Origin of the sequence: Pseudomonas sp. W15Feb34 (assembly GCF_023127765.1) — a bacterium.
GTDB lineage: Bacteria > Pseudomonadota > Gammaproteobacteria > Pseudomonadales > Pseudomonadaceae > Aquipseudomonas > Aquipseudomonas synxantha_A.
This window is the reverse complement of sequence record NZ_SPKN01000019.1, coordinates 94,543-115,447: the sequence shown is the minus strand read 5'-3', so window position 1 is coordinate 115,447 and position 20,905 is coordinate 94,543. Positions and strand designations below refer to the sequence as shown.

Below are 20,905 nucleotides of genomic sequence, written 5' to 3'. Positions count from 1 at the left end.
TAATTGAGAACGCCCCCTAGAGCACTCGATCTACGATTTAACCTGTAGATCGATGCTTTCGCGCTGGAGTCATGGCGCATATTCACGGATGATATGGCCTTTCCAGCGCCGGCGTGGCCGAGCGTGTTCAGGTTATTTTTAGTATTACATTGTGGTTCGCCTTGTGGCAGCCACTTGGATGGGATGATGACTGCTCCACGCCTTCCTCTATTTTTGATGCTCGCTGGCCTTTTGGGGCTGGCGGGTTGCAGCACGCACCAACCGGTGTCGCTGTACCAGCTGGACAGCGGTAGCCCGGCTCAGCCAGCCCAAACGGCTGGCATGGCGGTATTGCTCGGTCCGGTAGTCGTTGCCGATTACCTGCAACGCGAAACCCTGCTGCAACGTCAGAACGACGGCAGCCTGCAAGGTTCCACTGATGGTCGTTGGGCGGGCAGCTTGTCGTCCGATATCAATCAACTGATGTTGCGTCAGGTTGCAGGGCAGTTGGATAGCCAGCGTGTGGTCCTGGCACCAGGGCCATCGGGATTCACTCCGGATGTGCAGGTGCTGCTGACGATTACGCGGCTCGACTCCGGCAAATCGCAACCGGCGATTCTGGATGCACAGTGGCGCCTGATCGACCGTCGCGGGCAAGTACGGGATAACCGCATCGTGCACCTGCAGGAAGAACATACCGGCACCACCGCTTCTCAGGTCCAGGCCCAGGGTGTGCTGTTGCAGCACTTGGCGCAGCAGTTGTCGGTGGCGCTCAAGCCATTGGCGAACCAGCCGCCGATTGCCGAGGTGCAGCCGCGTAAACAGGCCCCAGCCCAGGCCAAACCGGCAGCCCCGGAAAAGCCGAAGATGCCGATGGCTACGCCGATTCGTACCGATCTGGAAGTGTTCAGGTTCTGATCTGAATCGCAGCCAAACAAAAGGCCCGCTGAATAAGCGGGCCTTTTTGTTTGTGCAGGATTTGAGTCATGTTGAAGATCAACTGTGGGAGCGGGACCCACTCCACAGTAGGTATTTCAGGGCTTGCGGGTCTCATGCATCCGCGCCAGCTGGCGCTCGAGCATCGACGGGTACGGCTCCATCAACCGCTCTACGCAACTGGCCCCTTCAGGGCTGGCAATCGGACGGATACGTGCGCGTTGGCGGATCAGCGTGTCTTCACTGATCTTGCGTTCCACCAGCAGCAGGTTGCGGCTGTGTTGGGACAGGGCCAGGGCATCCTGGGCGATTTCGGTGAGCAGCAGGTCGATCTGGCTCATGCCGAACAGGTCATCACCCACGGTCAAGCCAAGCTGCAATTGCAGGGTAATGCCGCTGTCGGCCACTTCGATCTGCAGGGCATGGCCCAGCGCGCGCAGCAATTCGCCGCAGCAAATTGCATTGGTCAGGTAGTCTTCGCCGCTGTCTTCGCTGTGGAACAGCATCAGGGTGCTGCCATCGTTCAACGTGTGCAGCTCGCTCTGGTACAACGAGGCGGCCTGGTCGAGACAATCGCGGTAGCGTTCGAGCAGTTCGGTCAGCCGGGCACGAGGCAGGCGGCGCAGCTGCTCCTGGGAGCCCAGTTGCACGGCGAGTACTGCACTGTGCTGCGGCTCGGTGTTCCTGACCACCGCAACGGGTTTTGTCGCAGCGGCCGGGGCCACGGCCGAGGTATCGCGCAGGTCGGCGAAGGGGTCTTCCTCGTCGAGTTCGTCTTCCTCGGCCTTGACCACATGGCGCGGTGCAGGCTTGAGGCCGGCCACCGGAGCGCTTTCGTCAAAGCCCGGGTCGCGCAGGTCACGTACTTCAAACTCAGGCTCATCGCTGTAGTCGTCGGTATCGTCGTATTCGGGTTCCGGTTCGACTTCAGGCGCTTTCGGCTCCGGAGCGAAGCTGGTATGGAGCTGGCGCGCGAGGTCGCCGATTTCATCCTGGCGATCAGTGGCCGGGGTGTGTTCGTCGATATCCCGCAGCCAGATACGCAGTTGCATCAGCGGTGTGGAGATATGCCTCCCCAGGCGCAGGCTCAAGGCCAGGGCCAGGGCCAGCAGGATCGCGCTCAAGATACCCATGCTTTGCAGGCTGATGGTCATCGGCTGCTGGAACTGCTGCATGTCGAGGCTGATACGCAGTTGGCCGGCTTTCACATCCTGAAAGGTGATATTGCTCTGGTAGAGGCCCTCGGCTTCACCCAGCAAGCCGTTCTTCGGGCGCTGCCCGGCTTCGGCCATGATCCGGTTGTCCACGCTATAAATGGCGGCGTGAGCTACCAGCGGGTTCTTGGTCAGGTTGTTGAGCAGCACGTTGAGGCTGAGGATGTCGTTGGACACCAGCAACTCAGTCGCCGAGGTGGCCGTCTGGGTCGTCAGGCTCGCACCCAGGGCGTCGGCTTGCTCATGCATGGCCTGCTTGAACTGCAAACCCATCACGCAGGCGTAGATTACCAGGGCCAAGGCGACCAGGATCACGTTATGGCTGGCGATGCGTAATGCGATCGGTACACGGCGGTGGCGCAGTGCCCGGAAGATCAGCAGGAAGAAGTTATCGGTTTTTACTGGCGTGGGCCGGTTCACTTGCGCTCGGCTCTTGGTCCGTGAAGTTGACGCGCAGTATAGCGACAGGCCCATGACCGGCAAAGCACTGGCTGTGCCCGATGGTCACTGAAAGTGGGTAGAATGCGGTTTTTTTCCAGCCTGGGGGTGCGCTTTGCGCGAAATTGTCCTGATCAACATCACGGGTGAAGACCGACCGGGTCTCACCGCGGCCATTACCGGCGTCCTGGCCCAGGGTGGTGTGAACATCCTCGACATCGGTCAGGCGGTGATCCACGACACCCTGTCGTTCGGCATTCTGGTGGAGATCCCCAGCACCGAACAGGCTTCGTCGGTACTCAAGGACATCCTGTTTACGGCCTATAAGCTGGATCAACAGGTGCGTTTCACCCCCGTGTCCGAAGCTGATTACCAGCACTGGGTGGAAGGCCAGGGCAAAAAACGCCATATCGTGACGTTGCTTACTCGCAAGGTAACGGCTGAACAATTGCAGCGTGTCAGCTCGATCACGGCCCACTACGGGTTGAATATCGACCACATTGACCGTCTGTCGGGTCGTATGCCCTTGGACACCCCGGCCGACAAAGGCAAGGGCTGCATCGAGTTTTCTGTACGCGGTGAACCGGCTGACGCGCAAGCGCTGCGGGCCGAATTCCTGAGCGTGGCCCAGGAGTTGAATGTCGATATCGCCTTCCAGGAAGATTCGCTGTTCCGTCGCAACCGTCGTTTGGCGGTGTTCGACATGGACTCCACCCTGATCGAAGCCGAAGTCATCGACGAACTGGCCAAGGCAGCGGGAGTCGGCGAGCAAGTCAGCGAGATTACCGAGCGGGCGATGGCCGGTGAGCTGGATTTCCGTGCCAGCTTCAAGGAGCGCCTGGCGTTGCTCAAGGGCCTGGACGTGAGCGTGCTGGACTCCATCGGCGCATCCCTGCGCCTGACGGAAGGCGCCGAAACCCTGTTCGCCGAACTCAAGCGCCTGGGCTACAAGACCGCCATCCTGTCGGGCGGCTTCACCTACTTCGCCAAGCAGTTGCAGGCGAAGTTGGGCATTGACTATGTATTTGCCAACGAGCTGGAAGTAGTGGATGGCAAGGTGACCGGCGTGGCCGTCGAGCCGATTGTGGATGCGCAGCGCAAGGCCGACCTGCTCAAGGAATTGGCGCACAAGGAAGGCTTGCGCCTGGAGCAGACCATTGCGGTCGGCGACGGCGCCAATGACTTGCCGATGCTGGCGATTGCAGGATTGGGTGTGGCGTTTCGCGCCAAGCCGTTGGTCAAGCAGTCGGCCAAACAGGCGATTTCAACGCTGGGGCTCGATGGCGTGTTGTATCTGCTGGGCTTGCGCGACCGCGACGGTCAGTTATAAGCCGATCTCACTGTAGAAATACAGTCAAAAATGTGGGAGCCGGGCTTGCCCGCGATAGCGGCAGTTCAGTCAATGATGTGTTGACTGACACTCCGCTATCGCGGGCAAGCCCGGCTCCCACATAGGATGTCACCAGCATATCAGGCTTTCGGCAATGCGATACCCTGGCCCATCTGCACTGGCGTACCCGCTGCCAGTTCTTCAGCCCACTTCACCTGATCCGGCCCGAACAGCACGATGGCGGTCGAGCCCAGCTTGAAACGGCCCAGCTCCGCACCTTTTTCCAAATGAATCGGCGCACGTGCGGCTTCGTCGTAGCGGAAGGTTTTCAGCTCGCGCTTGGGTGGCGTTACCAACCCGGCCCACACCGTCTCAATCGACGCGACGATCATCGCACCCACCAACACCACGGCCATCGGGCCGCGCTCGGTGTCAAACAGGCATACAACCCGCTCGTTGCGCGCAAACAGCTCCGGTACGTTTTCGGCGGTGGTCTGGTTGACCGAGAAAATCCGACCTGGCACATAGACCATCTCACGCAAGGTGCCGGCCAGTGGCATGTGCACCCGGTGGTAGTCTTTGGGTGACAGGTAAATAGTCGCAAAATCGCCTCCCATGAACGGTGCAGCCAGCGCCGCGTCGCCACCGAGCAATTCCAGCACGCTGAAGCTGTGGCCCTTGGCCTGGAACACACGGCCATGTTCGATAGGGCCTAGCTGGCTGACGGCGCCATCGGCCGGGCTCAGCACGGCACCGGGAGTCTGGTCGAGCGGGCGGGCGCCGTCTTTCAAGGCGCGGGTGAAGAACGCGTTGAAATGCTCATAGGCGCTCAGGTCTTCAACCAGGGCCTGGGACATGTCCACTTGATAGCGCTTGGCGAACCAGGCGGTGAAGGCGTTCTTGAACCAGCGCACGCGGCACTCGGCAATGCAGCCGGCCAGGCGCGAGAGCAAGTGGTGTGGCAGCAAGTACTGGCTGAGGATAAACAACTGCTTTTTCATAACTGTCCTTAAACCTTAAATCTCAACGGGGGTGTCGGGGTGGTTGCCCCATTCGCCCCAGGAACCGGCATAGCCTTTGACTCGTGGATAACCGAGCGCCTTGGCCACCAGGTAGGTGAAGCCAGAGCGGTGGTGAGTCTGGCAGTGGGTAATGATTTCTTTATCGCGGGTCAGCCCGAGCTCTTCGAGGACCAGTGGCATGTCGCGACGGATGCGCAGGTTGCGCGCCTTGTCCATGCCGGCGGTCCATTCGAAATTCACCGCGCCGGGAATATGGCCCCCCTTGGCGGCGAGCACTTTTTCGCCGGAATATTCCAGCGGGCCGCGGGCATCCCAGACGCCCAGGTCGGCCGCGCCGAGACGGCTTTGCAGGTACTCACGGGTAGCCGTGGGGCCATCGTGCAACGTGAGGCTGACGGGGCCGCCTGCCGGCGCGGGCACTTCGATGGAGAGTGGGTACTTTTCCTCCAGCCATGCCAGCAGGCCGCCGTCGAGGTAGTGATATTTCTGGTGACCGATCACGTCGAGCATCCAGATAAAGCGTCCGGCCCAGCCGCCGCCTTCGTCGTCATAGACCACGTAGGTCGCGTCCGGGGTGTGGCCCAGTTCGCCGAACAGTTTTTCCAGGTCGGCCTTGCTCGGCAGCAAGCCGGGTGCCGGTGGCTGGCCCAGTTGGGTGCGCTTGGGGTCAACAAAATGCGCGCCGGGGATATGCCCTTCGGCGTAGCGGGCGGCACTGGTGAGGTCCACCAGAATCAAGTGCTCGGCATCCAGTTGAGCGAGCAGGTCACTGGATTCGATCACCAGCGGCAAGCCAGAGAAGTCAGGCATGTGAGGTCTCCTGGGCACAAATGTTGGTGATAAAGGCCGCTGATTGTAGCGCAAGCATCAGGCGCTGCGGTTGGTAAAGCTGTGCAGGGCTTTTTCGATGCATTGGGCGGTTTTGCCGAACGCCTGCACGGTGGTTTCCGAGAATGGTCCGCCGCCTTGGTCCGCCACTACCAGCATCACCACGCGGCCATTGCAGCTCAGCGAACGCAGCAGCAAGTGCTCGCCCGTAAACAGGCGACGCAGGATAGGCGGCAGCAGGGCGGAAAACTGCGCATGGTTGTCGGGGGTCAGACGCACCTGAGCGGACTTTTCCAGAAGGCGTTGCAGCAATGTGCTGTTGACCACATCCAGGCTCAGGTGCGCGGCGTCCCTGGGCAAACCGTCGGCCTGATGCACGCGCAGGGTGCTCAGGGCGCGATCGGCCATGAACAACAACACCCGCTGCATGCCACTGGCAACCAAGGCGTGCTTGGCGCAGGTGGTCAGGTGCATGGCGTTGGCAAAGCGGCTCGGCTCAACCAGCAACTCGGTGCAATGAGTGCGCCATACGGCCAGGGCTTCAGCCGTGGGCGGCGGCGCGGGCAACAAGCCGCGATGGACTTTTTGCACATGCCACGGCCAGATCAGCGACAGCGCCGGGTGCCAGAGGTCGGGCATCAAGGTGGTGCGGGCGCTCGTGACTGCCTGCTGGTGCGCCTGTTGTTGCACATCACTCAAGGGCACTTGCAGGTATAGCGCGGTGAGGTATTGCCAGCGTTCGGTGTGCGGGCAGGTCCAGGATTCCTGGGCGGACATCGCCAGGCCGTTGGCCAGCAACACGGTATTGGCTGGCTGGTTCAGCCAGCGGCGCAGGTTGGGGTCGGCGTCGAGCAATTGCTGGTGGCGCAAGGCGTCGTCTTCGCGGGCAATGTGCAGCGCCTTGACCAGCAGGCGTTGCTCGGCCAGCAGCAGCTTGTAGCCCTGCGAAACCCAGATCGGCAGGTGCCAGGCTTCGGTCAGGCCCAGGCACAGGTCCAGCAAGCGCACACCGAACAGTTCCTGCTCGACCTGGCGCGCCGACTGGCCCTTGTGAATCACCCGCAGCTCCCATTCCTCCAAAAGCTTGGGGTAGGCGACGGCCATCGGCCACAGTGGCGACAGAAACAGCAGGCTGCCCCAGTGGATGTCCTGCCATAGCCGCGCCAGGCGACTGCCGAACAAGCCGTTGGCTTGCTGGGACGCGTGCTGGCTGACCAGCAGCAGTTGGCGCAATGCGGCTGGGATTTCTCCAGCCGGCACCGAAGGTAGGCGTGCCAGCAACTCCTCGGCACGTTTGAGGCCGAGACGGTTAAGCGCTACTTCGAGGTTTTCGGCGGGCTCGGCCAGGCTCCCATGGGCTTGGCTGTTGGCCTCGCGCATCACGCTCAGCACCAGCGCCGGGCTGTTTTGCATCAGCTCGGCAATATCTCGCAATGAACTGCGACTGTCGCGGATGGCTTTGCACACGCGCTCATGGTTGGCCTGGGGAACGGGCAGCAGCACGTCGTCCAGGCGCTTGATCCAAGCGGCGAGGGTGGTGGGGCGGTTCGTTGGGACTGTCGTTTCGATTGCCATGATTGGGGCGCGATCATCACTTGTGTTCAACACACCCGGAACGGGCCGAATTGGCTTTTCGCCTTAACGGGCTATAGTCTGGCGCAGTTTTGCCGATAAGTAGAACAAGAGTTTTCTGCTGCACCCACTATGTCCATGAACCCGACGGCGCAAGTACCCATCTCCTATGGCTAAAATTATCGGCATCATTGTCGTCATCGCAAGTGTGCTCGGAGGGTACGTCCTCTCCCACGGTAAAATCGCCGCATTGATCCAACCTTTCGAAGTGCTGATCATCGGCGGCGCCGCGTTTGGCGCATTCTTGCAGGCCAACCCCGGCTACATGACCATGCACGTGATCAAGAAATCGCTGGGCATGTTCAGTTCGCGTTTTTCCCACACCTTCTATCTGGAAGTGCTGGGGCTGATCTACGAGATCCTCAACAAGAGCCGCCGCGAAGGCATGATGGCGATCGAAGGCGACATCGAAGACGCCGCCGCCAGCCCGATTTTCGCCAAGTACCCGGCCGTGCTCAAAGATGAGCGCATGACCGCGTATATCTGTGACTACCTGCGCATCATGTCCTCCGGTAACATGGCTCCCCACGAGCTGGAAGGCCTGTTCGACATGGAGTTGTTCAGCCTCAAGGAAGAGCTGGAGCATCCTTCCCATGCCGTGACCGGCATCGCCGATGGCATGCCCGGTTTCGGTATTGTCGCGGCGGTGCTGGGTATCGTGGTGACCATGGCGTCCTTGGGCGAGGGCGATCAAGCGGCCATCGGCATGCACGTGGGTGCGGCGCTGGTGGGTACCTTCTTCGGTATTCTCGCGGCCTATGGCTTCTTCGGCCCGCTCGCTACTTCCCTGGCCCACGATGCCAAGGAAGAGGTCAACCTCTACGAAGCGATCAAGGCGTGCCTGGTGGCTTCGGCATCGGGGATGCCGCCATCGCTGGCCGTGGAGTTCGGGCGCAAGGTGCTGTACCCCAAGCATCGCCCAAGTTTCTCCGAGCTGGAACAAGCGGTTCGCGGTCGCTAAGCCATGGAAAACAACCAGCCGATCATCATCAAGCGCGTCAAGCGCTTCGCTGCGGGGCACCATGGTGGTGCCTGGAAAATCGCGTTTGCCGACTTTGCCACGGCGATGATGGCGTTCTTCCTGGTGCTGTGGCTGATGTCCACCGCCACACCGGAACAGAAGATCGCCATCGCCGGTTACTTCAAAGACCCGATTGGCTTTTCGGAAAGCGGTACGCCATTTGTCATCGATCTGGGCGGTTCACCGCAACTGGCGCCAGAGCGCACCATCAACCCGGAAGTGCAAACTGAGTCGCCCCAGGAAAAAATCCCGATTGAGCGCGATACCGTCGAAACCATGGCCGAGCAGGTCGAGCAGGAACGCCTGGAACTGTTGCTGCAGGAGTTGCAGACCAAGGTTGAGGAAAACCCGCAACTGCTGAAGTTCAAGGACCAGATTTCGTTCGAGATCACGCCCGAAGGGCTGCGCATCCAGATCACGGACGCCGCCAACCGGCCGATGTTCGATTCCGGCAGTGCGCGCTTGAAGCCGTACTTTGAAGACATCCTGCTGGCCATGGCCGACACCATCAAGGCGGTACCGAACAAGATCAGCATCAGCGGCCATACCGACGCCAAGCCCTACGCGGGCCAGGGCGACTTCGGCAACTGGGAACTCTCGGCCAACCGCGCCAACGCCGCCCGCCGTGCGCTGGTGGCCGGCAGCTATCCGGACCCACAAGTGGCACGGGTGGTGGGCTTTGCCTCATCGCAGTTATTTGATCCCAAAGACCCGTTCAACCCGGTCAACCGCCGTATCGATATCGTGGTGCTGACCAAAAAAGCCCAGCGTGCGATTGAAGGCGACCAGCCACCGCCACCGGTACCGACTCAGGGCGATGGTGCCCCTGGCGAAGTGCCGGCCGACCCCAACGCACTGCCGCCTGAGCAGGAACCACTGCCGGCCCATGAGTTGCGGCAGAAGCTGAACCTGTTTGATGACGGTGGGATGAAGGATCCTACGGTGCCTGCGCCGGCCTCGTAACTTATCTCTCTACAGCAGAAACCAAAACGCCCCGAATCATTCGGGGCGTTTTCATTGGCGGTCAGAGTGGCAGGTAGGCTTTGACACCATTAACTACGCCTCGCATGTCGTCGGCGCACAGGCGTGGGACAACCTTGCGGATTTTCAGCATTTCCGGTGCAACAAAACCTCGTGTGAAGTCACACAGCAGCACGTCGCCTTGTTTGGGGTGATAGTAGAGAGCCAATGTTAATTCCCCACAAAAAGCAAAGCCGCCCGAAGGCGGCTTCATTCGACACGCAGCGGAGCTTGCTTCGCCCCTTCTGCGCCGCTGGATCAACCCCGAAAAGGATCCAGACTCCTGCCAGCTTTCGCTGGTGACGGAGCAATTATGGGCATCAGGAAATCTGAATACAAGCTGGCTTGTGTTTATGAGCCACCCAGTTGATCCGGATTCTTGATTCCCGCTCCTGTTAAATCAATGGGCTAGGGCGTTCAGCGCCGTGGTTTATGTGTATCAAGAAATTGACCGTCAATAACTGCTCTCAGGCAAGCTCGCAATAATCGACCGATAGCTGTTCATCCGCTGCTGTTGCACGCGGCCATCTTCCAGGGCCTTGAGCAATGCACAGCCCGGCTCGCGGTCGTGTTTGCAGTCGCGGAAGCGGCAGGTGCCGATCAGGTCGTTGAACTCGATAAAGCCCGCCTCCACATCGCTGCGGCTGACGTGGCCCAAGCCGAATTCACGGATGCCCGGGGAGTCGATCAGCTCGCCGCCGCCGGGGAAGTGGAACAACCGCGCGGTAGTGGTGGTGTGAGTGCCCTGGCCGGACAGTTCCGACAGTGGCCCCACGCGGGTATCGACTTCCGGCAACAGGCTGTTGACCAGCGATGACTTGCCCACGCCAGACTGGCCGACAAACACGCTGATCCGCCCGTCCAGCTGCTGTTGCAGCTGTTCCATGCCGTTGCCGTGATGGGCCGACACTTCCAGCACCGGGTAGCCCAGGGTGCGATAGACCGCCAGCAACGCATTGAGCGCCGGGGCGTTTTGCTCGTCGATCAGGTCGAATTTGTTCAACAGCAACAGCGGGCGGATGCCGGCATGTTCGGCCGCGACCAGGTAGCGGTCGATCAGGTTGGCATGGGGCTCGGGCAACGGTGCGAACACGATCACAATCATGTCGACGTTGGCTGCCACCGGCTTGAGCTGGCCACGGCTGTCGGGGCGACGCAGTTCGGTGCTACGCGGCAACTGGGCGACGATCACGCCGATGCCCTGGTTGCCGGCGCGCCACACGACTTTGTCGCCGGTCACCAGCGCAGGCAGGTTGGCGCGCAGGTGGCAACGGGACACCGAGCCTGCGAGTTCGCCTTCCAGCGCCTCGACTTCGACTTGCACACCAAAGTGCGCGATCACCAGGCCCGTTTGTTCGGGGCCCAGATCGCCGCCCTCGAGCGCTTCCACGGCGGAGGATTCACGTTTGGCGGCACGCGCTGCGCGTTCACCTTGAATCTTTTCGATGCGCCAGTTTTGGCGACGGTTGAGCTGGCGTTTGGCCATTGGTGTTCCGTGTCGATAATGCAAAAGTTGGGTAAAACGGTCGCGAGTCTAGCACGGCCCCGCCTGCTAAACTGCGCAGCTACGCCAAGGTGCCAAGAGAATCAAGCCATGCAAAACCCACAGAACCTGATTTGGATCGATCTGGAAATGACCGGTCTGAACCCCGACAGCGACGTCATCATCGAGATGGCGACGATTGTTACCGACAGCAACCTCAACACCTTGGCCGAAGGTCCGGTGATCGCCATCCACCACAGCGACGCCGTGCTCGCCACCATGGATGAGTGGAACACCCGCACCCACGGTAACTCCGGGCTGACCCAGCGTGTGCGCGACAGCCGCATCAGCATGGCCGAAGCCGAAGCCGAAACCATCGCATTCCTGGAAAAATGGGTGCCCAAGGGCAAGTCGCCGATCTGCGGCAACAGCATCTGCCAGGACCGTCGCTTCCTTTATACGCATATGAAGGCGCTGGAGAGCTACTTCCACTATCGCAACCTGGACGTATCGACGCTTAAAGAGCTGGCTGCGCGTTGGGCGCCGGAAGTCAAAGACAGCTTCCATAAAGGCAGCACGCACCTGGCGTTGGATGATATTCGTGAGTCGATCGCCGAGTTGCAGCATTACCGCAAGCATTTCATCAAGGCTTGAAAACGGGCGACTGCTGAACATGTGGGAGGGGGCTTGCTCCCGATGGCGTTGTGTCAGCCCCAGATGCATTGACTGACACTCCCTCATCGGGAGCAAGCCCCCTCCAACACTTGAATGGGTTTGCAAATCCAAGTGTTGGAGAGCGTTTGCCCCCTTTTGGTGCCATCAGCAAATGATTAGACTGCCGGCCTCCCTGCAAGGATCGCCATCATGCTGTTGATGCTCTACCTCATCGCCATCACCGCCGAAGCCATGACCGGCGCCTTGTCCGCCGGTCGGCGCGGCATGGACTGGTTTGGCGTGGTGCTCATCGCCTGCGTGACGGCCCTGGGCGGTGGTTCGGTGCGCGATGTGCTGCTCGGCCACTACCCGCTGACCTGGGTCAAGCACCCGGAGTACCTGGTGCTGACCTCCGTCGCGGCGCTGGTGACGATCTTTATCGCGCCGCTGATGCGCCGCCTGCGCTCACTGTTTTTGGCGCTGGACGCCTTGGGGTTGGTGGCATTCACCCTGATCGGCTGCATGACCGCCCTGGAAATGGGTCACGGCATGTTGGTGGCGTCCGTCAGCGGGGTCATCACCGGCGTATTCGGGGGCATCCTGCGGGATATCTTCTGTAACGACATTCCGCTGATCTTCCGCCGCGAGTTGTACGCCAGCGTGTCGTTCCTGGCCGCCTGGTTCTACTTGCTGTGCCTGTATCTGGAACTGCCGAGCGAACAGGCGATTCTGTTGACGCTGTTCAGCGGCTTTCTATTGCGCCTGCTGGCGATCCGTTTTCACTGGGAAATGCCCAAGTTCGTCTACAACGACGACGTACACTAGCGGGCCGCGTGCTGGTTCAGCGCCCATTCCACATGCTCGCGAACCAGCTCTGAGGGGTAGTCCCGCCGCGCCTTCAAGGCTTCCAATACCGGAATGCTTGACGGCGCATTGCCCAGGCCCACCGCCAGATTGCGTAACCAGCGCTCGTAACCGGCGCGGCGCAGGGGGGAGCCCTCGGTGCTGCTGAGGAATTTATCCTCGTCCCACATAAATAGTTCGGCTAACTCGGCGTTATCCAGGTTGTGCCTGGGCTTGAAATCGCTTTCGGCAGTGGGTCGAGCGAAACGATTCCATGGACAAACGATCTGACAGTCATCGCAGCCAAAGACGCGGTTGCCGATCAGTGGGCGCAGGTCCTCGGGAATGGCGCTCTTTAGCTCGATGGTCAGGTAGGAAATGCAGCGCCGGGCATCCAGCACGTAAGGGCCGACGAAGGCGTTGGTGGGGCAGATGTCCAGGCACGCCGTGCAACGGCCGCAGTGCTCGGTAGTGTGGGGTGGGTCCACCGGCAACGGTAAATCGACAAACAGTTCGCTCAAGAAGAAATAACTGCCGGCCTTGCGGTTGAGCACAAGGGTGTTTTTACCGATCCAGCCCAGTCCGGCTTGTTCGGCGATGGCTTTTTCCAGGACCGGCGCGCTGTCGACAAAGGCGCGAAAGCCGAACGGCCCGATCTGCGCCTGGATGCGGTCGGCCAGCTGCTGCACGCGCTTGCGGATCAGCTTGTGGTAGTCGCGGCCCAGGGCGTAGCGCGAGATATAGGCTTTTTCCGGCTGGCCCAGCAGTTGCGCCATCTGGGTGTCGCCGGGCAGGTAGTCCATGCGCAGTGACACCACGCGCAAGGTGCCGGGTACCAGTTCCTCGGGATGGGAGCGTTTGCTGCCGTGGGCGCCCATGTAGTCCATCTCGCCGTGGTAGCCCGCGTCGAGCCAGCGTTGCAGGTGCTGTTCATGCTCAGCCAGGTCCAGGCCACTGATGCCGACTTGTTGAAAGCCCAGCTCGCGGCCCCAGTCTTTGATCGATTGGGCGAGGGCGGGCAGATCGGAGGTAATAGCAGGCATGAGACACGGGAAACCACAGGTTAGATGCGTATAATTCTGCCAGACATCGGAGCTTGAAGACGCATGCCTCAGACAAAACACCCAATTACCGACGTTCAGCTGTTGTTGCCCGGCCATTTGCCGCAACTGGCTGCGCGTTCTCCGGACGCCCATAAGGGCCAGTTCGGCCACCTGCTGGTTATCGGTGGTGACCGTGGCTTTGGCGGTGCGGCGCTGCTGAGCACCGAAAGTGCCCTGCGCGGTGGCGCCGGCATGGTCTCGCTGGCAACTCGACCGGAACATGTGCCAGCCGCTCTGGCCCGGCTGCCGGAAGTCATGGCTGTCGGCGTGAGCTCGGCCAACCAGTTGATGGGCCTGCTGGAAAAAATCTCGGTGATCGTCATTGGCCCAGGCCTGGGCGATGCCGCTTGGGGCAAAAGCCTGTTGTCGGTCGCGGCCAATGCCCGCCAGCCGCAGGTGTGGGACGCCGACGCGCTCAATCAACTGGCCACTGGCAGCGTCGAGCTGCCGGCCAACTGTGTGATTACGCCTCATCCGGGCGAAGCTGCGCGTTTGTTGGGGCTATCGACAGCCGAGGTTCAGGCCGATCGCCTTAATGTGGCGCGCGCGTTGAGTCACAAATTCAATGCAGTGGCTATCCTCAAGGGTGCTGGCAGTTTGATTGCCAGCCCGGATGGACGGCTTGCCCGTTGTGATCAAGGCCACCCGGCGATGGCGACGGCGGGGCTTGGGGATGTCTTGGCTGGTCTGGTCGGCGCGCTATTGGCTCAGGGTATGCCCGCGTACGAGGCAAGCTGCCTGGCCGTGTGGTTGCACGCTACCGCTGGCGACCGCCAGGGCAGTTTTGGTCGGGGGCTGGCTGCCAGCGACCTGATCCCTGCCATTCGTCAATTGCTGGAGGAGCAGTCGCCGTGCCTGAAGTAATTCTTTTCCTGGCAGATGAAGAGGCCATGGTCGCGTTGGGGCAGCGTCTTTCGCAGGTCACGCAAGGGGCAGGGTTGATCTTTCTCGAAGGCGATCTCGGCGCAGGCAAAACCACATTGTCCCGGGGGATTATTCGCGGCCTGGGCCATACCGGCGCGGTAAAAAGCCCGACCTTTACGTTGGTCGAGCCCTACGAGATCGGCGACGTGCGTGCTTTCCACTTCGATCTTTATCGCCTGGTAGATCCAGAGGAACTGGAGTACATGGGCATCCGTGATTACTTCGATGAAGATGCGCTGTGCCTGATCGAATGGCCAGATAAAGGCACAGGCTTTTTGCCAAAGCCAGACATGACCATTACCATTACGCCGCATGAGCACGGACGTCAGCTGAAGTTGTTGCCCCAGAGCGTGCGCGCTGAAGCGTGGTGCACCGCTCTGGCATTGGAATTCAAATAAAATTGGTGGGGTTAGGTATGCGCTTTCGCGCGTTGGTTGCTGTCGTGGGGGTGTTGCTTGCGGCAATGACTGTCAATGCTCTGGCTGCTTCACAGGTAAAGAGCGTTCGCCTGTGGCGAGCGCCGGATAACACGCGACTGGTGTTCGACCTGTCTGGCCCGGTCCAGCACAGCGTCTTTACCCTGACGGCGCCTGATCGCCTGGTGATCGACATCAACGGTGCGAGCCTGGCCGCGCCGCTGAAGGTGTCTACCGCCAATACCCCGATTACCGCCATGCGCTCGGCCCAGCGTACGCCGACCGACCTGCGCGTGGTCATCGACCTGAAAAAGGCCGTGACGCCTAAGAGCTTCTCCCTGGCGCCCAACGCCCAATACGGTAACCGACTGGTGGTCGACCTGTTCGACAACCCCGCCGACGCGGCACCACCGCCTGCGCCGACGCCAAGCGTGGCTACCGTGCCTGCGGTGCCGGTCAACCCGTCGCAACCCCAGGTCAAATTGCCACCGCCGCCGCCTGCACCGGCAGGCAAGCGCGACATTATCGTGGTGATCGACGCCGGCCACGGTGGTGAAGATCCGGGGGCTTCCGGCTCACGCGGCCAGCATGAGAAAGACGTGGTACTGGCCATCGCTCGCGAGCTGCAACGCCAGGTCAACGGCATGAAAGGCTACCGCGCCGAGCTGACCCGCACCGGTGACTACTTCATTCCGTTGCGTGGCCGTACCGAAATTGCGCGCAAGAAGGGCGCTGACCTGTTCGTGTCCATTCACGCCGACGCCGCGCCTTCAACTGCTGCATTTGGTGCCTCGGTATTTGCCCTGTCGGATCGCGGTGCCACGTCCGAGACCGCCCGCTGGCTGGCCGACAGTGAAAACCGCTCCGACTTGATCGGCGGGGCCGGCAACGTGTCCCTCGATGACAAGGACAAGATGCTCGCCGGTGTGCTGCTCGACCTGTCGATGACCGCCTCGCTGACCTCCAGCCTTAACGTTGGCCAGAAAGTCCTGAGCAATATCGGTCGTGTGACGTCGCTGCATAAACAGCGGGTGGAACAAGCCGGGTTCATGGTGTTGAAGTCGCCGGACATCCCGTCGATCCTGGTGGAAACCGGGTTTATCTCCAACGCCAACGAGGCCTCCAAGCTGGCCAGCGCCAGCCACCAGCAAGCGCTGGCGCGCTCCATCAGTGCGGGCGTGCGCCAGTTCTTCCAGCAGAACCCACCACCGGGCACTTATATCGCCTGGCTACGCGATTCCGGCAAAATCGCCCAGGGCCCGCGTGACCATCGTGTGCAGCCCGGCGACACCGTTGCCATGCTGGCGGTACGTTTCCAGGTCACGCCTGCGGCCTTGCGCAGCGCCAATAACCTGAAAACCGATGAGTTGAAGATCGGCCAGGTGTTGACCATTCCCGGCACTGAATTGGCGGCACAGTAATGAGCGAATCCTTGTTGAACAGCGGCTCGCGCATCGAATTGCTCAGCCCGCGCCTGGCTAACCAGATTGCTGCGGGTGAGGTCGTCGAGCGCCCTGCGTCGGTGATCAAGGAGCTGCTGGAAAACAGCATCGACTCTGGTGCCAGGCGCATCGATGTCGACGTGGAGCAGGGCGGCGTCAAGTTGCTGCGGGTACGTGATGACGGCAGCGGCATCTCCTCCGATGATCTGCCGCTGGCTCTGGCCCGTCACGCCACCAGCAAGATCCGTGATCTGGAAGACCTTGAGCGGGTCATGAGCCTGGGTTTTCGCGGTGAAGCCCTGGCCTCCATCAGTTCCGTGGCGCGCCTGACCCTGACCTCCCGCACCCGCGACGCCGAGCAAGCCTGGCAAGTGGAAACCGAAGGCCGCGACATGGCGCCTCGGGTCCAGCCGGCTGCACACCCGGTGGGCACTTCGGTGGAGGTGCGCGACCTGTTCTTCAACACCCCGGCGCGGCGCAAATTCCTCAAGGCCGAGAAAACCGAATTCGATCACCTGCAAGAAGTCATCAAGCGCCTGGCCCTGGCCCGTTTCGATGTGGCGTTTCACCTGCGCCACAACGGCAAGACCATCCTCAGTCTGCACGAAGCCAACGACGACGCCGCCCGCGCACGACGTGTGGCAGCCGTGTGCGGCAGCGGTTTCCTGGAGCAGGCGCTGCCGATTGAAATCGAGCGCAATGGCCTGAGGTTGTGGGGTTGGGTGGGGTTGCCGACGTTCTCCCGTAGCCAGGCCGACTTGCAGTACTTCTTTGTGAATGGCCGTGCGGTTCGCGACAAGCTGGTAGCCCACGCGGTGCGCCAGGCTTATCGCGACGTGCTGTTCAACGGCCGGCACCCCACGTTTGTGCTGTTCTTCGAGGTCGACCCGTCGGTGGTCGACGTCAACGTGCACCCGACCAAGCACGAAGTACGCTTCCGGGACGGGCGCATGGTGCATGACTTCCTGTATGGCACGCTGCACCGCGCCTTGGGCGATGTGCGCCCGGATGATCAACTGTCAGCGCCGATTGTCACGGCGGTGGTGCGCCCGAGCGGTCCTGAGGCCGGTGAGTTCGGTCCGCAAGGTGAAATGAGCCTGGCGGCCAACCTGCTGCAATCGACGCCGTCGCAGCCAGCCTACACGGCGCCAAACTCGGGTGCCGGTGCGGGTTACCAGTACCAATACACACCGCGTCCGCAGTCGACGGTGCCGGTGGCTGAGGCCCAGGCGGCTTACCGGGAGTTTTTCGCGCCGCTGCCGGGTGCCGAGCCGGGTGCTGCTCCCTCGTTGCCGGAAGGCGGCGGTGATATCCCGCCGCTGGGCTATGCCCTGGCGCAGCTCAAGGGCATCTACATCCTTGCGGAAAACGCCCATGGCCTGGTGCTGGTGGACATGCATGCCGCCCATGAGCGGATCATGTACGAACGCCTGAAGATCGCCATGGCCAGCGAAGGCCTCAGCGGTCAGCCGCTGCTGGTGCCGGAGTCCCTGGCCGTGAGCCAGCGCGAGGCCGATTGCGCCGAAGAACACCACAGCGTGTTCCAGAAGCTGGGTTTTGAGCTACAACGCCTGGGCCCGGAAACCCTGGCGATCCGTCAGATTCCCGCGCTGCTCAAGCAGGCCGAAGCCAACCGCCTGGTGGCCGACGTGCTGGCAGACCTGATGGAATACGGCACCAGCGACCGTATCCAGGCGCATATCAACGAATTGCTCGGCACCATGGCCTGCCACGGCGCCATCCGCGCCAATCGCCGCCTGGCCCTGCCGGAAATGAACGGCCTGCTGCGTGACATGGAAAACACCGAGCGCAGCGGCCAATGCAACCATGGCCGACCGACCTGGACCCAAATGGGCCTGGACGATCTGGACAAACTGTTCTTGCGCGGCCGTTGATGAGCGCCTTGCCCCCCGCGATCTTCCTGATGGGCCCCACGGCCGCCGGCAAGACGGACCTGGCCATCGAGCTGACCAAGGTGTTGCCCTGCGAGTTGATCAGTGTCGACTCTGCCCTGGTTTACCGGGACATGGATATCGGCACGGCCAAGCCGTCCAAAGCGCTATTGGCCCAATATCCGCATAAATTGATCGACATCATCGACCCGGCGCAGAGCTATTCGGCTGCGGATTTTCGCACCGATGCCCTGGCGGCCATGGCCGAGATCACCGCGCGCGGCAATATCCCGCTGCTGGTGGGTGGCACCATGCTCTACTACAAGGCATTGCAGGAGGGGCTGGCCGATATGCCGCCTGCCGATGCCCAGGTGCGCGCCGAACTCGAAGAAGAGGCTGTACGCCTTGGCTGGCAAGCCCTGCACGACCAGTTGGCAGCGGTGGACCCCGTGTCCGCAGCGCGCATCCACCCCAATGATCCCCAGCGCCTTACCCGTGCCCTGGAAGTTTGGCGTGTCAGCGGCCAGACCATGACTGAACATCGGCGCAAACAAAGTGCGCAAAGTGCTGATGCAGGCGCATCTGGACAGTCACAATTGCCCTATACTGTGGCGAATCTGGCCATCGCTCCGGCAAATCGCCAGGTGCTGCATGAACGAATTGCACAAAGATTCACAATTATGTTGGAACAGGGGTTTGTGGACGAGGTCGTAGCACTGCGTTCAAGAGGTGACCTGCATGCCGGGCTGCCTTCGATACGTGCTGTAGGCTACCGCCAAGTCTGGGATCATCTGGATGGCAAGCTGACGTCAGCCGAAATGCAGGAGCGCGGCATCATCGCCACGCGCCAATTGGCGAAGCGCCAGTTCACCTGGCTGCGCAGCTGGAGCGATTTGCACTGGTTGGACAGCCTGGACAGCGACAATCTGTCACGCGCCTTGAAATACTTGGGAACGGTCTCCATATTGAGCTGAGTCCTTGCAATTGCCGTCTATCCTTGGGGGTGTGACGGCCATAAGCTATCTATTTTCCGATTTTTTATTATTGATCCTTAAAGGAGTGCGGCACATGTCAAAAGGGCATTCGCTACAAGACCCTTACTTGAATACTTTACGTAAAGAGAAAGTTGGGGTTTCCATCTATCTGGTCAACGGTATCAAGTTGCAAGGCACGATCGAGTCGTTCGACCAGTTCGTGATCCTGCTGAAAAACACCGTCAGCCAGATGGTCTACAAACACGCTATCTCGACAGTCGTTCCAGTTCGTCCAATCCGTCTGCCTAGCGCAGCAGGTGATGAACAGGGTGACGCTGAGCCAGGTAACGCCTGATAGGAGTCTCCTTTGTTCTTTGAGCGCCACGGTGGTGGTGAGCGAGTAATCCTCGTTCACTTGGATGGACAGGACCCTGAGGCGCGCGAAGATCCGCAGGAGTTTCAGGAGTTGGCAAATTCGGCCGGCGCCGAGACCGTTGCGTTTTTTAACGTGCCGCGTCATCGGCCAACCGCCAAATACCTGATCGGCAGCGGCAAGGTCGAGGAACTGCGCGACCTGGTTCACGCTGAAGAAGCCGATCTGGTGATCTTCAATCACACCCTCACGCCCAGTCAGGAACGTAACCTCGAACGTGTTTTCGAGTGTCGCGTGATCGACCGTACCGGCCTGATTCTCGATATTTTCGCCCAGCGCGCCCGTACCCATGAAGGCAAGCTCCAGGTCGAACTGGCTCAGCTTGATCACATGAGCACCCGCCTGGTTCGCGGCTGGACTCACCTTGAGCGTCAAGGTGGCGGCATCGGTATGCGCGGTCCGGGTGAAACCCAGCTGGAAACCGACCGGCGTCTGCTGCGGGTTCGCCTGCGCCAGATCAAGGGCCGCCTGGAAAAAGTCCGCAGCCAGCGCGAACAATCGCGCCGTGGCCGTTCCCGTGCGGATATCCCTACCGTGTCCCTGGTGGGCTATACCAACGCCGGCAAGTCCACGCTGTTCAACAACGTGACGAAATCGGACGTGTACGCGGCCGACCAACTGTTCGCCACCCTCGACCCGACCTTGCGCCGTCTGGACATAGACGACCTGGGGCCGATTGTCCTGGCCGATACCGTGGGTTTCATTCGTCACTTGCCGCACAAGCTGGTCGAGGCATTTCGGTCTACGCTCGAAGAGTCGAGCAATTCCGACCTGCTGCTGCACGTGATCGATGCGGCCGAACCGGATCGCATGTTGCAGATTGAACAGGTCATGGTGGTGCTGGGCGAGATTGGTGCCCAGGACTTGCCGATCCTCGAGGTCTATAACAAACTCGATTTGCTTGAAGGTGTTGAGCCACAAATCCAGCGTGACGAAAACGGCAAGCCCCAGCGGGTCTGGCTGTCGGCGCGTGATGGCAGTGGTTTGGACCTGCTTGAGCAAGCAATTGCCGAACTGCTGGGCAGCGATTTGTTTGTCGGCACCTTGCGCTTGCCGCAGCGTTTTGCTCGACTGCGGGCACAGTTTTTCGAACTGGGTGCGGTACAGAAAGAAGAACACGACGAAGAAGGTGTCAGCTTGCTGGCCGTTCGATTGCCACGCTCGGAGCTCAATCGACTGGTCAGTCGCGAGGGTGTTGTGCCGGCGGAGTTCATTGAACAACACACTTTGCAATAAAAGCCTGAGAAAGCGGTTGTGCCGCAGTAGCAGGCATTCTGTAGCATTGGTCGGCGCGCCGTGGGTGCGTCTTTGCTTTATCAGA

20 protein-coding genes are annotated in these 20,905 nt (G+C 60.9%); 13 read left to right on the top strand and 7 right to left on the bottom strand.

Features of this window, described 5'->3' with window-relative positions:
- Window positions 1–183 precede the first annotated feature (183 nt).
- Window positions 184–897, top strand: coding sequence for an ABC-type transport auxiliary lipoprotein family protein (locus E4O97_RS08605; protein WP_005784196.1), 714 nt, complete (start codon window positions 184–186; stop codon window positions 895–897).
- Between the two features lie 116 nt (window positions 898–1,013).
- Here E4O97_RS08605 and E4O97_RS08600 read toward each other — a convergent pair whose 3' ends face one another.
- Window positions 1,014–2,549: a HAMP domain-containing protein gene (locus tag E4O97_RS08600; RefSeq protein ID WP_032878227.1), complete on the bottom strand. Its 1,536-nt coding sequence runs from the start codon at window positions 2,547–2,549 to the stop codon at window positions 1,014–1,016.
- A gap of 133 nt (window positions 2,550–2,682) precedes the next feature.
- Between E4O97_RS08600 and serB the strand changes: the two genes are divergently transcribed.
- The gene (gene serB, locus E4O97_RS08595) at window positions 2,683–3,897 is read left to right on the top strand and encodes a phosphoserine phosphatase SerB (protein WP_057702577.1); all 1,215 of its coding nucleotides are present in this window, start codon (window positions 2,683–2,685) and stop codon (window positions 3,895–3,897) included.
- Between the two features lie 140 nt (window positions 3,898–4,037).
- Here serB and asd read toward each other — a convergent pair whose 3' ends face one another.
- Genes asd through E4O97_RS08580 form a run of 3 tightly spaced genes read right to left on the bottom strand, consistent with a single transcriptional unit; the run spans window position 4,038 to window position 7,322 of the window.
- Window positions 4,038–4,898 (bottom strand): archaetidylserine decarboxylase, encoded by an 861-nt coding sequence (gene asd / locus E4O97_RS08590; RefSeq protein WP_032878223.1) that lies wholly within the window; start codon window positions 4,896–4,898, stop codon window positions 4,038–4,040.
- Window positions 4,899–4,913: 15 nt separating this feature from the next.
- Window positions 4,914–5,729 carry a rhodanese-like domain-containing protein gene (gene rhdA, locus E4O97_RS08585; protein WP_248161132.1) on the bottom strand — a complete coding sequence of 272 codons (816 nt, stop codon included), beginning with the start codon at window positions 5,727–5,729 and terminating at the stop codon, window positions 4,914–4,916.
- A 57-nt stretch (window positions 5,730–5,786) separates the two neighbouring features.
- On the bottom strand, window positions 5,787–7,322 hold the full coding sequence (locus E4O97_RS08580) for an HDOD domain-containing protein (RefSeq protein WP_032878218.1): 1,536 nt from the start codon (window positions 7,320–7,322) through the stop codon (window positions 5,787–5,789).
- 166 nt (window positions 7,323–7,488) lie between these two features.
- On the opposite strand from E4O97_RS08580, the gene motA reads away from it, so the two are divergent.
- Both motA and motB read left to right on the top strand, forming a co-directional pair.
- Complete coding sequence (gene motA, locus E4O97_RS08575) at window positions 7,489–8,340, top strand: flagellar motor stator protein MotA (protein WP_005784209.1); 852 nt, start codon at window positions 7,489–7,491, stop codon at window positions 8,338–8,340.
- Between the two features lie 3 nt (window positions 8,341–8,343).
- Window positions 8,344–9,363 (top strand): flagellar motor protein MotB, encoded by a 1,020-nt coding sequence (motB, locus tag E4O97_RS08570; RefSeq protein ID WP_032878216.1) that lies wholly within the window; start codon window positions 8,344–8,346, stop codon window positions 9,361–9,363.
- Between the two features lie 61 nt (window positions 9,364–9,424).
- Here the strand turns inward: motB and E4O97_RS08565 are convergent, their stop codons facing one another.
- Together E4O97_RS08565 and rsgA are read right to left on the bottom strand one after the other, a co-directional pair.
- Window positions 9,425–9,634, bottom strand: coding sequence for a hypothetical protein (locus tag E4O97_RS08565; RefSeq protein ID WP_078820139.1), 210 nt, complete (start codon window positions 9,632–9,634; stop codon window positions 9,425–9,427).
- 240 nt (window positions 9,635–9,874) lie between these two features.
- Window positions 9,875–10,906 carry a small ribosomal subunit biogenesis GTPase RsgA gene (gene rsgA / locus E4O97_RS08560; RefSeq protein WP_005784215.1) on the bottom strand — a complete coding sequence of 344 codons (1,032 nt, stop codon included), beginning with the start codon at window positions 10,904–10,906 and terminating at the stop codon, window positions 9,875–9,877.
- 108 nt (window positions 10,907–11,014) lie between these two features.
- Between rsgA and orn the strand changes: the two genes are divergently transcribed.
- A complete protein-coding gene (gene orn / locus E4O97_RS08555; protein ID WP_005784217.1) occupies window positions 11,015–11,557 on the top strand; it encodes an oligoribonuclease in 543 nt (180 codons plus the stop codon).
- A gap of 207 nt (window positions 11,558–11,764) precedes the next feature.
- Window positions 11,765–12,382 (top strand): trimeric intracellular cation channel family protein, encoded by a 618-nt coding sequence (locus tag E4O97_RS08550; RefSeq protein WP_172833454.1) that lies wholly within the window; start codon window positions 11,765–11,767, stop codon window positions 12,380–12,382.
- On the opposite strand, the gene queG is transcribed toward E4O97_RS08550, so the two are convergent.
- Window positions 12,379–13,443 (bottom strand): tRNA epoxyqueuosine(34) reductase QueG, encoded by a 1,065-nt coding sequence (gene queG / locus E4O97_RS08545; protein ID WP_032878214.1) that lies wholly within the window; start codon window positions 13,441–13,443, stop codon window positions 12,379–12,381. The two genes, E4O97_RS08550 and queG, sit on opposite strands and share 4 nt — an antisense overlap.
- A 63-nt stretch (window positions 13,444–13,506) precedes the next feature.
- On the opposite strand from queG, the gene E4O97_RS08540 reads away from it, so the two are divergent.
- From E4O97_RS08540 to hflX, 7 genes are all read left to right on the top strand, one after another.
- Window positions 13,507–14,367, top strand: a complete 861-nt coding sequence (locus tag E4O97_RS08540; protein WP_078820142.1) for an NAD(P)H-hydrate dehydratase — start codon at window positions 13,507–13,509, stop codon at window positions 14,365–14,367.
- Window positions 14,355–14,825 (top strand): tRNA (adenosine(37)-N6)-threonylcarbamoyltransferase complex ATPase subunit type 1 TsaE, encoded by a 471-nt coding sequence (gene tsaE / locus E4O97_RS08535; RefSeq protein ID WP_032878210.1) that lies wholly within the window; start codon window positions 14,355–14,357, stop codon window positions 14,823–14,825. Before E4O97_RS08540 ends, tsaE begins: the two co-directional genes overlap by 13 nt.
- A 17-nt stretch (window positions 14,826–14,842) precedes the next feature.
- Window positions 14,843–16,264 carry an N-acetylmuramoyl-L-alanine amidase gene (locus E4O97_RS08530; protein WP_032878208.1) on the top strand — a complete coding sequence of 474 codons (1,422 nt, stop codon included), beginning with the start codon at window positions 14,843–14,845 and terminating at the stop codon, window positions 16,262–16,264.
- Window positions 16,265–16,278: 14 nt separating this feature from the next.
- Window positions 16,279–18,180: a DNA mismatch repair endonuclease MutL gene (gene mutL, locus E4O97_RS08525; protein ID WP_164699556.1), complete on the top strand. Its 1,902-nt coding sequence runs from the start codon at window positions 16,279–16,281 to the stop codon at window positions 18,178–18,180.
- Entirely contained in the window at window positions 18,180–19,151 is a 972-nt protein-coding gene (gene miaA / locus E4O97_RS08520) for a tRNA (adenosine(37)-N6)-dimethylallyltransferase MiaA (protein WP_078820143.1), read from the top strand. The genes mutL and miaA overlap by 1 nt, the downstream gene beginning before the upstream one ends.
- A 94-nt stretch (window positions 19,152–19,245) precedes the next feature.
- Entirely contained in the window at window positions 19,246–19,506 is a 261-nt protein-coding gene (hfq, locus tag E4O97_RS08515) for an RNA chaperone Hfq (RefSeq protein ID WP_003188059.1), read from the top strand.
- A 12-nt stretch (window positions 19,507–19,518) separates the two neighbouring features.
- On the top strand, window positions 19,519–20,820 hold the full coding sequence (hflX, locus tag E4O97_RS08510) for a ribosome rescue GTPase HflX (RefSeq protein WP_032878202.1): 1,302 nt from the start codon (window positions 19,519–19,521) through the stop codon (window positions 20,818–20,820).
- The last annotated feature ends 85 nt before the right edge of the window (window positions 20,821–20,905 follow it).